Consider the following 12,526-nt stretch of genomic DNA (forward strand, 5'->3'; position numbering starts at 1 on the left):
TGTGCGCTGCCGGAAAATCAGACAATCATCGGCAAAAGCTACGCAGGCCACAAGGTTTTACGGCAATTGGCCGCTCCTGTGGCGCTGCGCTACTGGGCTTATTCCTGATGGGGCTGCCAGTCGCGGGTGCGGCCCACGGCTTTTTGCCAGCCGGCATAGAGGCGCTCGCGCTCGCCTGCTTCGAGTTGCGGATTGAACTCACGCTCAATCACCGCCTTGCCGCGCAGCTCATCCAGACTGCTCCAGAAGCCGCAAGCGAGGCCCGCCAGATAGGCCGCGCCCAGCGCAGTGGTCTCACGCATTTGCGGGCGTTCCACGTGGGTGCCGAGGATATCGGCCTGGAACTGCATGAGGAAGTTATTGGCCACCGCGCCGCCATCTACGCGCAGGGCTTTGAGGCGTTCGCCGCAGTCGTGCTGCATGGCATCCAGCACGTCGCGAGTCTGATAGGCGATGGACTCCAGCGCCGCGCGGATGATGTGGTCTACCGTCACGCCACGGGTCAGGCCGAGCAGGGCGCCACGGGCGTATGGGTCCCAGTAGGGCGCGCCAAGGCCGGTAAAAGCCGGTACGAGGTACACGCCGTTGCTGTCTTTGACCTTACCGGCGAAGTATTCGGTGTCCAGGGCGTCGTTTACTACTTTCAGCTCATCACGCAGCCACTGCACCGTAGAGCCGCCGTTAAACACGGCGCCCTCCAGGGCATAGGCCACTTCGCCACGGGGTCCGCAGGCGATGGTGGTGAGCAGGCCGTGGGAGGAAATCACGGCTTTGTCGCCGGTGTTCATCAGCAAGAAGCAGCCGGTGCCGTAGGTGTTTTTCGCCTGGCCCGGGGTCACGCACATCTGGCCAAACAGCGCGGATTGCTGATCGCCGGCGATCCCGGCGATATCGATACCGCTTTTGGTTTTGCCGTACACCTCAGACGAGGAGCGCACTTCAGGCAGCATCTGGCGGGGGATGTTGAGCACCTGCAACATCTTCTCATCCCATTCGAGGGTGTGGATGTTGAACAGCATGGTGCGCGAGGCGTTGGTGTAGTCGGTGACGTGGACTTTACCGCCGGTGAATTTCCAGATCAGCCAGCTATCGATGGTGCCAAACAGCAGGTCGCCGCGCTCAGCGCGCTCACGGGCGCCGTCGACGTTATCGAGAATCCACTTAAGTTTGGTGCCAGAGAAATAGGGGTCGGTGACCAAGCCGGTGGTGGCGCGGATGTAATCCTGCAGGCCGTCACGCTTGAGCTGCTCACAAATTTCAGTGCTGCGGCGGCACTGCCAGACGATGGCGTTATACACCGGGCGGCCACTGTGCTTGTCCCACACCACCGTGGTCTCGCGCTGGTTGGTGATGCCGATGGCGGCCACCTGGGCATGGCTCAAGCCGGCTTGAGCCAAGGCTTCCACCATGGTCGCGCTTTGCGTGGCGAAAATCTCCATGGGGTCGTGCTCAACCCAACCACCCTGCGGGTAATGCTGGGCGAACTCACGTTGTGAGGTGCTGACCACATTGGCGTTGCGGTCGAAGATGATCGCCCGGGAGCTGGTGGTGCCTTGATCTAGGGCGATGATGTAGTTCTTATCCTGATCAGTCATGTTTTTGCCTTGCACAGATGGGTGGAGACTGGCGCTCCGCTAAATGAGTATTGCTGCATACGGGACTGCATTCGAGGTGATAGGCGCCGCTATGGGTTGGATGTAGGGCTAAGGCTGCGCGCAATGGCCAGACGATACAGGGCTGCGCCTATGCAGGTGCCGACTATCGGTGCACACAAGGGTACCCAAAAGTAAGGGATATCACGGCCACCGGTAAAAGCCATCTCGCCCCAGCCGGCTAAATAAGCCATCAGCTTAGGAGCAAAATCCCGCGCCGGGTTCAGTGCGAAGCCGGTCAGAGGGCCCGTGGCGCCACCAATTACCGCGATCAGCAGGCCGATCAGCAGCGGTGCTAGAGCGCCGCGGGGCAGGCCGTTATTGTCGTCGGTAATGGCCATGATGACCGCCATCAGAATGGCGGCAATCACCACTTCAACGGCAAAGGCTTGCAGGATGGAGAGAGCCGGGTGGGCGTAAGTGCTGAACACCGAAGCCAGCTCCAGGCTGGCCTGGCTGCCACGGACCATTTGATGGCTAAGTTCGTAATCGAAAAATAGCGCGTTATACAGGCCGTAGGTCAGCGCCGCGCCGCAGAAGGCACCGGCCATTTGCGCCAAGGCATAGGGCAGCAATTTGGCTTTGGGAAAGTCGCCAAATACGCTCAGGGCGATGCTCACCGCAGGATTTAAATGGGCACCGGAGATGCCCGCCGTCAGGTAGATCGCCATGCTGACGCCGATCCCCCAAATGATGCTGATTTCCCACAGGCCCAGGCTGGCACCGGCGACTTTGACAGCGGCCACGCAAGCCGTGCCGAAAAACAACAGCAGGGCCGTGCCGAGAAACTCAGCCAGGCATTGGCCAAACAGGGTAGGTTTAACTGGGGCAGTAGACATAGGTCGGTACGGATCTTGTTGTTGTATTGGGTCTGGTAAAACGTGCTGTGCCAGAGCCAAAACAGGCATTGCCTGTACTGCGTGGTTCGAGCAGGGCACAGAAGGAGATTTGTTCGTAAATGAAAAATATAGAGGCCAAATAGCCCTGTCAAACCGCGAAAGTGAACATTTGCTGGGATTCTGACCGGTGGTTTTTTCTATTAGCGCTTGGTCAAAGGCTCGCGGCGCTGGCTGAGGGGCGCTACGGGCAAAGGCTCTGGTGTACTGGCTGAGGGCCCATAATTGCCCTAGAGTGGCCGTCATTATTGCTGTTGCGCTTGGGGGAGCTGGCTGTGACACCTGCCTTGGACTTACTGAAAAAGCACCGAATCGAACATCAGGTACTGAGCTATAGCCACGATCCGAAAGTGGCTTCTTATGGCCTGGAGGCCGCCGACAAACTCAATTTGCCGCCGCCGCAGGTGTTTAAAACCCTGCTGGCCAGTAGTGAGAAAGGCGAGTTACTGGTGGCTGTGGTGCCGGTCACCGGCAGTTTGGATTTAAAAGCCCTGGCCCACGCTGCCGGGGTGAAAAAAGCGGATATGGCCGACCCCGCCGCCGCGCAGCGCGCTACCGGTTATTTAGTCGGTGGGATCAGCCCACTGGGGCAGAAAAAACGCCTGCGCACCTTTATTGATGCCAGCGCCCAGCAGTTTCCTCACATCTATGTCAGTGCCGGGCGGCGGGGTTTGGATGTGCAGCTGGCGGCCACAGACTTAGCTAGGCTGACTAATGGCCTGTTTGCTGCCGTTGGTCGTGCCTAGACGCAAAACCTGTGGTTGCTGTTGGCCTCAGCTAAGATGAGCAAGAGCCCGAATGATTAGGAGAGGGCGTCGACATAGGCATAAAGGAATGGAGTGGTGCATGTGGCCTCGTCGTTGGTGCAGGGTAGCCCCATTGTTATTGGCCTTGATGGCCACGGTTCCTGTGGTGCAAGCGCAGTCGCTGATTATCGCGGGTGATCAATGGTGTCCGATCAACTGCGAGGTTGACTCGTCGCGTCCAGGTATTTTTGTCGAGCTGGCTCAGCAGATCTTCGCTGAGGCCGGCATCAGTGTGGAATACCGCAACACCAACTGGGCGCGAACCCTGCAGCAGGTGCGCAGCGGTCGTTTCAATGCCGCCATCGGTGCCGGCCATGAAGACGCGCCGGACTTCATCTACACCGACACCCCGGTGGCCCTAGCACGCAACTGTTTTTATACGCGTAGCGACTCCACTTGGCGCTACGCCGGCCCTGAGTCCTTATTGGCGCAGCGCCTTGGGGTGATTAACGATTACAGCTATGGCGCCACGCTGAATGCCTATATTCAGGAGCATCGCGGCAATCCGGAGCGGGTCCAGCAGGCATCGGGTGAGCGCGCGCTGGCCTTGAGCATTACCAAGTTGCAGCGGGGGCGTCTGGATGTGCTGCTGGAAAACACCTGGGTGGTGCAAAACCTGCTCAAGCGCATGGGCAAAAGCGGACAATTACGCGAGGCCGGCTGTCGTGAGCCGGATGTGCCGATCTATTTAGCGTTTTCGCCGCGGCTGGAATCGAGTAAGCACTACGTGCAAATCTTCCAGCGAGGCCTGGAGCGTTATCGGGCGGATGGCCGCTTGCAGAAGCTGCTCGACGCCTATGGTGTGCAATCGCCTTAACTGTATCTGTGATTTGGCTTACGGCTGTGGTGGGCGTTTGTCTGCCGCCTTGGGCATGCTGCGCAGAGTCGCGATGACAGAGCATAGATACGGATTTGGGGGTTGAGCATGCAGTTGGATTTTTATCAGGTCGATGCTTTTAGCCGTACGCCATTTAGCGGTAATCCGGCGATGGTCTATCGCTTGGAGCAGTGGCTGGATGAGGCGTTGATGCAGCGCATCGCCGCTGAGCACAACTTGGCGGAGACCGCCTTTGTGGTGCGCCAGGATCATCTCTGGCAGATCCGCTGGTTTACCCCGCAGGCCGAAGTGCCTTTGTGTGGCCACGCCACACTGGCCAGTGCCCATGTGTTGTTCACTGTGTATGGCGAGCCTGGGGACAGTCTGGAGTTCAGCTGTATGTCCGGCCCCTTACGCGTCAGTCGAGAGACTGAGCAGTTGGTCTTGGACTTTCCGGTGCGGCGGGCCCAGCCACTGGCGGACCCGCAAGTGCTGCAAGCGGTTCAGCAAGCGTTGGGCGCGCCGGTAGAGGAACTTTTGGCGTTGTATGAGGGGGGCGCGATTCAGGAGTTGTTGGTGCTGCTGGCCGATGAAGCGCAGCTGCGCCAGCTGCAGCCCGATATGGCGGCGGTCGCCAAGCTGCCGGGCTTGGGGCTGTTGGTCAGCGCGCCGGGAAATAGCCAGGATTTTGTCTCCCGTTACTTCGCCCCAGGCATTGGCATTAATGAAGATCCGGTGACCGGCTCAACCCACTGCATCCTTACCCCTTACTGGGCGCAGCGCTTGGGTAAAAACCGCCTGAGTGCTTACCAGTGCTCGGCCCGGGGTGGTGAGCTGGCCTGCGAACTGGCGGGGGAGCGGGTGAAGATCGCTGGCCACGCGGTGCTGGTCGCCCGTGGCCAGTTACTCTTGCCTTAAACAGCGTTACAGCGCGCGGCGCACACCGGATTCCAGTAGCGTGGCTGGCGCGGCGACGCTACCTGGCGCGGCAAAGGCCACCAAATGCTCGGCGGCCACGCGAATGCCCACTTGTTGCCCCGGCTGATGATCAGCATGGCTTGGGAACAGCGCCTCTAGTTGACTGCCAGTGCTGAGCTGCAGGCGGTACAGGGTGGCAGCGCCTAAGAAGGTTTTCCCGACGATGCTCGCCTGCAGCGGGCTTTGTGGCTCATAGACGATATCGTCGGGGCGCAGCAGCACGTCCACCGCGCTGCCGATGGGCAGGTTGTAGGCGCGGTTGCCGCGAATCTCGCCCAGCTCTGTGCTGACCAAATCCGGGCCGAGCAATTGGCCTCGGATAAAATAACCCTGACCGATAAAGCTCGCGACAAACGGCGTGCGCGGCTCGTGGTAGAGGTTAAAGGGCGTGTCCCATTGCTCTAAGCGGCCTTTATTAAACACGCCGACCTGATCGCTGACGGCAAAGGCTTCCTCTTGGTCGTGGGTCACCAGAATCGCACTGGTGCCACGGGCCTTGAGGATATCGCGCACCTCATGACTCAAGCGTCTGCGCAGTTCGCCATCGAGGTTGGAAAAGGGCTCATCGAGCAGCAGCAGTTGTGGCTCCGGCGCCAAGGCGCGGGCCAGGGCAACACGCTGCTGTTGGCCGCCTGACAGCTCATGGGGGAAGCGCGCGGCGAGGTGGTCGAGTTTGACCAGCGCTAACAGCTCCTGGGTGACCTTGGCGCAGTTGGCTTGCTGGCGTATACCGAAGCCGACGTTTTGCGCCACGCTCAGGTGCGGGAATAGGGCGTAGTCCTGAAACACCATGCCGATCCGGCGCTTCTCTGGCGCCAAGGTAAAACCCGCTTTGGACAGGGTTTTGCCGGCCAGCTGAATCTCGCCGCCGCTGACCGGCTCAAAGCCGGCGATGGCGCGCAGGGTCGTGGTCTTGCCGCAACCTGATGGGCCTAACAAACAGCCGATATCGCCGGCGTTAAGGTGCAGGTTGAGGTCTTGCACCACCTTGTGCGCGTCATAGCTGCAACTGAGGTCGCGCAGGCTGAGGAGCAACTGGCTCATGCGTGGTGGTAAGCCGGTTCAACGAGGAATTCGAGCAGCGCCTTCTGCGCATGCAGACGGTTCTCGGCCTGATCCCAAGCCACGGCGCGCGGGTCGTCGAGCAGGTCTTCGCTGATCTCCTCGCCACGGTGGGCAGGCAGGCAGTGCAGGAACAGTACGTCCTCGGCGGCCAGATCGAGCAGGGCTTGGTTAACCTGATAGCCCTTGAACAGCTCAATGCGCTGTGCGCTTTCCTCTTCCTGGCCCATGGAGGTCCAGACGTCGGTGCTGACCAAATGGGCGCCGGCCACCGCCGCTTTAGGATCACGCAGCACTTGTACGCGCTCACCGGCTTGGGCCAGCAGTGCGGCACTCGGCTCATAGCCATCAGGGCAGGCGACACGCAGCTGGAAGTCGAACTGGATGGCCGCTTCTATATAGGAGTTGCACATGTTGTTACCGTCGCCAATCCAGGCCACGGTTTTGCCTTTGATGCTGCCCCGGTGCTCGTGGAAGGTTTGCATGTCGGCCAGCAGTTGGCAGGGGTGCAGGTCATCGGACAGGCCGTTGATCACCGGCACTCGCGAGTTAGCAGCGAACTCGGTCAGGGTGCTGTGGGCAAAGGTGCGGATCATCACCACGTCGAGCATGCGCGACATGACCCGCGCGGCATCGCCGATCGGCTCGCCTCGGCCGAGCTGGGTGTCCCGTGGCGAGAGGAAGATGGCCTGGCCGCCCAGTTGGATCATGCCGGCTTCAAACGACAGGCGAGTACGGGTCGAGGCCTTCTCGAAGATCATGCCCAAGACGCGGTTCTTCAACGGCTCGAACAGTACGCCGCGATTGCGCAAGTCCTTTAGCTCCATGCCGCGGCGGATCAAGCCCACCAGTTCATCTGGGGTGCAATCCATCAGCGAGAGAAAGTGTCTTGCGCTCATCGTTAACTACCTTTTGACTGCTTGGCGTAGGGTTAATGGCCATTGTTAAATCAAGGCAACGACTAAACCTACGGCTTGGGGCCGCACATGCGACGAATCGGGGAAGCGGCGATCTTATAAGCAACTGGTGCGCACTTACAACTCGCAGCACGGGGCGTTGGGCGCAAACACTAGCCAGTGGCTAGCGCTATTGGGTCGCTTGAGCAGAGGCTTGGCTGCAGTGCAGCGGGCACGATTAAGCGCCGGCGCGCCATTGTTTTCTCGCCTCAAGGGTTCAGCTGTGGTTGGGGACGTGGAGGCGGGCGTAGCGATTGTCTGCGTCAGGATCAACCCCTGTGGCGACTGCGCGGGCTATGCCGGGTGGCGTTTAGCCGCTGCACAGGTGGCACTGTGCGGTTGTCGTTTAGTGGATTAAAGCCTGGGTAAGGCCGAGCATTACGCTCGGCTTTTCGCTACAATGCCCGCCACCGTGCCGACCCCAGCGTCGGGTAAGTTAAGTCCTGAGGTGCCCCATGGATATCATCGAAACCATCAAAGAGCAGATCGCCAACAACACCGTTCTGCTGTACATGAAAGGCTCGCCCAACGCTCCACAGTGCGGCTTTTCCGCCAAAGCTTCGCAAGTGTTGATGGGCTGCGGCGAGAAGTTCGCTTACGTCGACATCCTGCAAAACCCTGAAATCCGCGCCAACCTGCCGAAGTACGCCAACTGGCCAACCTTCCCGCAACTGTGGGTCGCTGGTGAATTGGTCGGCGGCAGCGACATCCTGATCGAGATGTTTGAAAAGGGCGAACTGCAAACCCTGATCAAAGACGCGGTGCAAAAAGCCAACGCTTAATGCGCTGCGCGACGCTTGTTTCGTACAAGCGTGCTGCACCCAAAAACCGATGCCATGGCATCGGTTTTTTATTGCCTGCTATTTAGCTGCATCGGCTTTGCGCTGGGCTTGGCCTGAGTAAATAGCCGGCATAAAAAACGGCAGCCGCAGCTGCCGTTTGCTCACCTTGGCGAGGGCCAGGGTTACTCGTCCATTTGCGACTGCAGGTAGTTTTGCAGGCCAACGGCGTCGATCAGGCTCAGTTGGGTTTCCAGCCAGTCGATATGCTCTTCCTCGGAGCTGAGGATATCTTGCAGCAGGTCACGGCTGGCGTAGTCGCCGATGCTTTCGCAGTAAGCGATAGCCGCCTTTAGGTCAGCGTGAGCCTTGTGCTCGATCTTCAGATCGCACTCGAGCATTTCCTGAGTGTTTTCACCGATAAGGATTTTGCCCAGGTCTTGCAGGTTGGGCAGGCCTTCGAGGAACAGGATGCGCTTGATCAGCTTATCCGCGTGTTTCATCTCGTCGATGGACTCGTGGTACTCATGCTCGCCGAGTTTTTTTAAGCCCCAGTCTTCATACATACGCGCATGCAGAAAGTACTGGTTGATCGCCACCAACTCGTTGCCGAGGATCTTATTCAGATGTTGGATGACTTTCTTGTCGCCTTTCATGGTCGCTTCTGCCTTGAAGTAGTGGATAAGAGTCAAATTTTGGCCCCGTGATTCCCCGCTGTCAAACCTAAGTATTTGAATTTAAAGTTAAAATTAATATGAATGCGAACGCTTAAGTTCTGCATCTTTTACCTAAGGCATTGAATTTTAGGCATAAAAAAACCGGACACAGGGTCCGGTTGTTTGAAATCGGGCGATTTAGGCCATGACAAAACTTGCTGGGTAGGCGAGGGCAGCCTGGCTGCTTTGCACTTCACTCAGGGTTTCGCGCACTACTTGCTTGGCGAGGCAGGCACATTTGCCGCACTGGCTGGCCACACCGGTTGCATTACGGACTTCACGGTAGCTGCAGCAGCCTTCGTAAATGGCTTCGCGAATCTGACCGTCAGTAACACCTTCACAGAGACAGACGTACATATTAAGGCTCGCACCGGTAGCAGGTAGTGGTTAAGTGAGACGGATACTAATGTTAATGAGAATGCTTGTCAAAGACATATGGCGATGTTTCGCGGCCTTTCTAGTGGGGGTTCAGCTGAGACGCTGGTTTGGCGAGCGAGCCAGGCGACCGACGGTAATTTGACGAGATTGGCCGCTTTATCCCTGCCGGCAACGCTGTTTTGCCTGCTGCCATTGCCCGGAAGCGGTTAAAGATTGCCGCTTTGCCGCTGCTGATTATTCATAAGGTGTTGAAAATAAATGACTTTAATTTGTGGCATAGGCTTTGCTTAAGGCTGTGCAGGTAAAACTGTAACGGCAACCGGCAAAGGTTTCTGACCATGAGCATCAGCTTTGATCGAGCATTGGGTATCCACGAAAAAGCCTTGGGTTTTCGCGCCCAGCGTGCAGAGGTATTGGCGAACAACATCGCCAACGCCGACACACCGCATTACAAGGCGCGGGATATGGAGTTCGCCAATGTGCTGGCCGCTCAGGTGGAAAAAAACCAAAACGGCCACATCAGCTTGGATCGCACCGACAGCCAGCATATCGCCGCTGACGGGATCGATACTGGCGCTGGCGTGTTGGCCTACCGCACGCCGTTCCAACCATCCATCGATGAGAACACCGTGGATGCCCAAATCGAGCAGGCCAAGTACGCGGAAAACACCGTGCAATTCCAGGCCAGCTTCACCTTGCTTAACAGCAAGTTCAAAGGTCTGGTCAGCGCTCTGCGCGGCGAATAACAGGAGCCTCGAAAATGTCCCTCACCAGTGTGTTTAACATCGCCGGTACTGGCATGAGTGCACAGAGCACTCGTCTGAACACCATCTCCAGCAACATCGCCAACGCCGAGACGGTGTCGTCCAGCGTCGATCAGACCTACCGTGCCCGTCATCCGGTGTTTGCCACCATGTACCAGACGGCCACGCAAAACAGCGGTGACCAAGGTTCGCTGTTCGCCGAGCAGGATCAGTCTGGTGTTGGCGTGCAGGTGATGGGCGTGATCGAGGATCAAAGCAGCCTGATGCCACGCTACGAGCCGGATCATCCATCGGCGGATGAAAACGGCTACGTCTATTACCCCAACGTCAACGTGGTGGAAGAGATGGCGGACATGATTTCTGCCAGTCGCTCGTTCCAGACCAACGTTGAAATGATGAATACCGCCAAACAAATGATGCAGCGCGTCCTGACCCTGGGTCAGTAAGGCTGCACAGAGGAGCGCCAAGGTATGAGCAGTGTGAGCGGTGTGGCCGGCTCGGTGTTGGATAAGTATTCCATCACCAACACCAGTGGCAGTTCGAGCAACAGTGCACAGAGCACCAGTGATCTGGGGAAGGATCAGTTCCTTAATCTGCTGGTGGCCCAACTGAATAACCAAAACCCGCTGGAGCCCCAAGGCAACGGTGAGTTTATCGCTCAGTTGGCGCAGTTCAGCCAGGTTGAAGGTATCCAAGAGCTCAATAGCACGGTGGGCAACATCCTCAGCAATTACCAGTCATCGCAAGCCCTGCAGGCTTCCTCGATGGTCGGGCGCAAGGTGATTGTTCCGGCGGAGCAAGCCCTGGTCGATACCAGTGAAAGCTTCAAGGCCAGTCTGATTCTGCCCACCAGCAGCGCTAACGTTTATGTCAACGTTTTGGATAGCGCCGGGGCGACGGTTAGCCGGGTCAACTTGGGTGCGCAGGAGGCCGGTCAGATCAGTTTTATTTGGGATGGCAAAGATGCCAGCGGCAACACCTTGCCGCCAGCGACCTATACCTTTAAGGCTGAAGCCAGTTACGCCGACGGTAGCAAGGGCTTGTACACCTTGCTGCCGGCAAACGTCGATAGCGTGACGCTGGGTGGTTCGGAGTTGGTGTTGAACCTGGCTGGTATCGGCAGCGTGCCGCTGTCGCAAGTACAGGTCATTGGTCAGTAATAGTTCGCTTTAGCGCCGCTATCGCGGCCAAGGAGTTTGTATGGGATTCAACATCGGTTTGAGTGGCCTGCGCGCCGCCACCAACGACCTTAACGTCACGGGTAACAACATTTCCAACGCAGGCACTGCGGGCTTTAAAGCCTCCCGTGCGGAGTTTGCCGATGTGTACGCCGCTTCGGTGCTCGGCACTGGTAAAAACCAGCAGGGCAGTGGCGTGATGTTGGCGGATGTGGCCCAGCAGTTTAATCAGGGCAATATCAACTACACGCAAAACCCGCTGGATTTGGCCGTTAACGGCAACGGTTTTTTTATCACCAGCGATAACGGCAGCATCAGCTATACCCGTGCCGGCTACTTCGGTACGGATCGCGATGGCTATATCGTCAATAACTACGGCCAGCGCCTGCAGGGTTATTCCACCGATGGCAATGGCAATCTGGTTAAGGTGCAAGCTGACCTGCGCGTGCAGGTTGATCAGCAGGAGCCGAAGGCGACAGGTCAGGTGACGCAGAAGCTCAATCTGAACTCCTCCCAAGTGCGCCCGACCAATGCCGGGACGATGGCGCTGCCGACCTTCGATCCAAGTGATCCGCTGTCGTATAACGAGTCGACCTCGACCAATATTTACGATGCCCAGGGCAATGCCCACGTCATGACCCAGTACTTCGTGAAGAACGAGGCGCCGGCCAACAATGGTTGGACCATGAATGTGTTGATTGACGGGGTTAACCCGGCTGATCCGAGCAGCACTCGGCCGTTTAGCTATCAACTGAATTTTGATGCGTCCGGTCAGTTGGCGAGTCCTGCGTTGACCCCTGCAGCACCCAGCGTGCCACCAGCGGCCAGCGATACCCCTGAGGTTGCCGCAGGCACCGTGAATGGCACCTTTGATATTCCCTTGGATAAGTGGATTCCGGCGGAAGAAGATCCGGCCAACCCAGGCACTATGGTGGCTAACGGTGCTGCCAATGTGCCGATCAATTTCGATATGCGCGGTACCACTCAATACAACTCGCGCTTTGGGGTTAACTCCATCGTCCAGGATGGCTACACCACCGGCCAGCTGTCGAGCTTGGAAGTGGATGACAGTGGGATCATTTTTGCCCGCTACACCAACGGTCAATCGAAAGCTCAGGGGCAGGTGTTGCTGGCTAACTTTGCCAACAACCAAGGTTTGTCGCCCATGGGTAAGACCGCTTGGGTGCAAACCTTTGAGTCGGGCGAGCCGGCCATTGGTGAGCCGGGCAGCAGCACTCTGGGCGCTCTGCAAGGTGGTGCGTTGGAGGACTCCAACGTCGAGCTGTCCGATCAGCTGGTTAACCTGATCGTGGCGCAGCGTAACTACCAGGCCAACGCCAAAACCATCGAAACCGAAAGCGCGATTACCCAGACCATTATCAACCTGCGTTGATGCGGGTTGATGGCGGTAGGTCGCAGGTCTGCCGGTTGCGGCAAAGTCACGCCGCTGCGTCAATTTAAAGGCTCCTTCGGGAGCCTTTTTTATTGCCTTAAAAACCTTATATATCAAATAATTAAGATTATTTTTCGGGTCTGGCACAAGC

General features: G+C 57.9%; 14 protein-coding genes. 8 read left to right on the plus strand and 6 right to left on the minus strand.

Annotated features, from left to right (window positions below; translation table 11 throughout):
• Positions 1-98 precede the first annotated feature (98 nt).
• Together glpK and NTD81_RS04915 are read right to left on the minus strand one after the other, a co-directional pair.
• Complete coding sequence (glpK, locus tag NTD81_RS04910) at positions 99-1,595, minus strand: glycerol kinase GlpK (protein ID WP_262180074.1); 1,497 nt, start codon at positions 1,593-1,595, stop codon at positions 99-101.
• 89 nt (positions 1,596-1,684) lie between these two features.
• Positions 1,685-2,491, minus strand: coding sequence for an MIP/aquaporin family protein (locus NTD81_RS04915; RefSeq protein WP_262180076.1), 807 nt, complete (start codon positions 2,489-2,491; stop codon positions 1,685-1,687).
• A gap of 332 nt (positions 2,492-2,823) precedes the next feature.
• Between NTD81_RS04915 and ybaK the strand changes: the two genes are divergently transcribed.
• The 3 genes from ybaK (at position 2,824) to NTD81_RS04930 (ending at position 5,089) form a co-directional block, all read left to right on the plus strand.
• Positions 2,824-3,294, plus strand: a complete 471-nt coding sequence (gene ybaK / locus NTD81_RS04920) for a Cys-tRNA(Pro) deacylase (RefSeq protein WP_262180078.1) — start codon at positions 2,824-2,826, stop codon at positions 3,292-3,294.
• 100 nt (positions 3,295-3,394) lie between these two features.
• The gene (locus NTD81_RS04925) at positions 3,395-4,171 is read left to right on the plus strand and encodes a substrate-binding periplasmic protein (protein WP_262180079.1); all 777 of its coding nucleotides are present in this window, start codon (positions 3,395-3,397) and stop codon (positions 4,169-4,171) included.
• A 108-nt stretch (positions 4,172-4,279) separates the two neighbouring features.
• Positions 4,280-5,089, plus strand: coding sequence for a PhzF family phenazine biosynthesis protein (locus tag NTD81_RS04930; protein WP_262180081.1), 810 nt, complete (start codon positions 4,280-4,282; stop codon positions 5,087-5,089).
• A gap of 6 nt (positions 5,090-5,095) precedes the next feature.
• On the opposite strand, the gene NTD81_RS04935 is transcribed toward NTD81_RS04930, so the two are convergent.
• Both NTD81_RS04935 and argF read right to left on the minus strand, forming a co-directional pair.
• Positions 5,096-6,193 (minus strand): ABC transporter ATP-binding protein, encoded by a 1,098-nt coding sequence (locus NTD81_RS04935; RefSeq protein ID WP_262180083.1) that lies wholly within the window; start codon positions 6,191-6,193, stop codon positions 5,096-5,098.
• Positions 6,190-7,110, minus strand: coding sequence for an ornithine carbamoyltransferase (gene argF, locus NTD81_RS04940; protein ID WP_262180084.1), 921 nt, complete (start codon positions 7,108-7,110; stop codon positions 6,190-6,192). Before argF ends, NTD81_RS04935 begins: the two co-directional genes overlap by 4 nt.
• 512 nt (positions 7,111-7,622) lie before the next feature.
• Between argF and grxD the strand changes: the two genes are divergently transcribed.
• Complete coding sequence (gene grxD / locus NTD81_RS04945) at positions 7,623-7,949, plus strand: Grx4 family monothiol glutaredoxin (protein ID WP_262180086.1); 327 nt, start codon at positions 7,623-7,625, stop codon at positions 7,947-7,949.
• Positions 7,950-8,131: 182 nt separating this feature from the next.
• Here grxD and bfr read toward each other — a convergent pair whose 3' ends face one another.
• On the minus strand, positions 8,132-8,602 hold the full coding sequence (gene bfr / locus NTD81_RS04950) for a bacterioferritin (protein WP_262182041.1): 471 nt from the start codon (positions 8,600-8,602) through the stop codon (positions 8,132-8,134).
• A 198-nt stretch (positions 8,603-8,800) separates the two neighbouring features.
• Complete coding sequence (locus NTD81_RS04955; RefSeq protein ID WP_262180087.1) at positions 8,801-9,019, minus strand: bacterioferritin-associated ferredoxin; 219 nt, start codon at positions 9,017-9,019, stop codon at positions 8,801-8,803.
• Positions 9,020-9,378: 359 nt separating this feature from the next.
• Here NTD81_RS04955 and flgB point away from each other — a divergent pair, with 359 nt between their 5' ends.
• From flgB to flgE, 4 genes are read left to right on the plus strand one after another with little or no spacing between them, the layout of a single operon-like run.
• Entirely contained in the window at positions 9,379-9,786 is a 408-nt protein-coding gene (gene flgB / locus NTD81_RS04960; protein ID WP_262180089.1) for a flagellar basal body rod protein FlgB, read from the plus strand.
• Between the two features lie 14 nt (positions 9,787-9,800).
• Positions 9,801-10,250, plus strand: a complete 450-nt coding sequence (gene flgC / locus NTD81_RS04965) for a flagellar basal body rod protein FlgC (protein ID WP_262180090.1) — start codon at positions 9,801-9,803, stop codon at positions 10,248-10,250.
• Between the two features lie 24 nt (positions 10,251-10,274).
• Entirely contained in the window at positions 10,275-10,964 is a 690-nt protein-coding gene (locus NTD81_RS04970) for a flagellar hook assembly protein FlgD (protein WP_262180092.1), read from the plus strand.
• Positions 10,965-11,004: 40 nt separating this feature from the next.
• Positions 11,005-12,375, plus strand: a complete 1,371-nt coding sequence (gene flgE, locus NTD81_RS04975) for a flagellar hook protein FlgE (protein WP_262180093.1) — start codon at positions 11,005-11,007, stop codon at positions 12,373-12,375.
• Positions 12,376-12,526: the final 151 nt, after the last annotated feature.

The sequence above is a fragment of the Pseudomonas sp. 5P_3.1_Bac2 genome (assembly GCF_025465995.1).
Lineage (GTDB): Bacteria > Pseudomonadota > Gammaproteobacteria > Pseudomonadales > Pseudomonadaceae > Aquipseudomonas.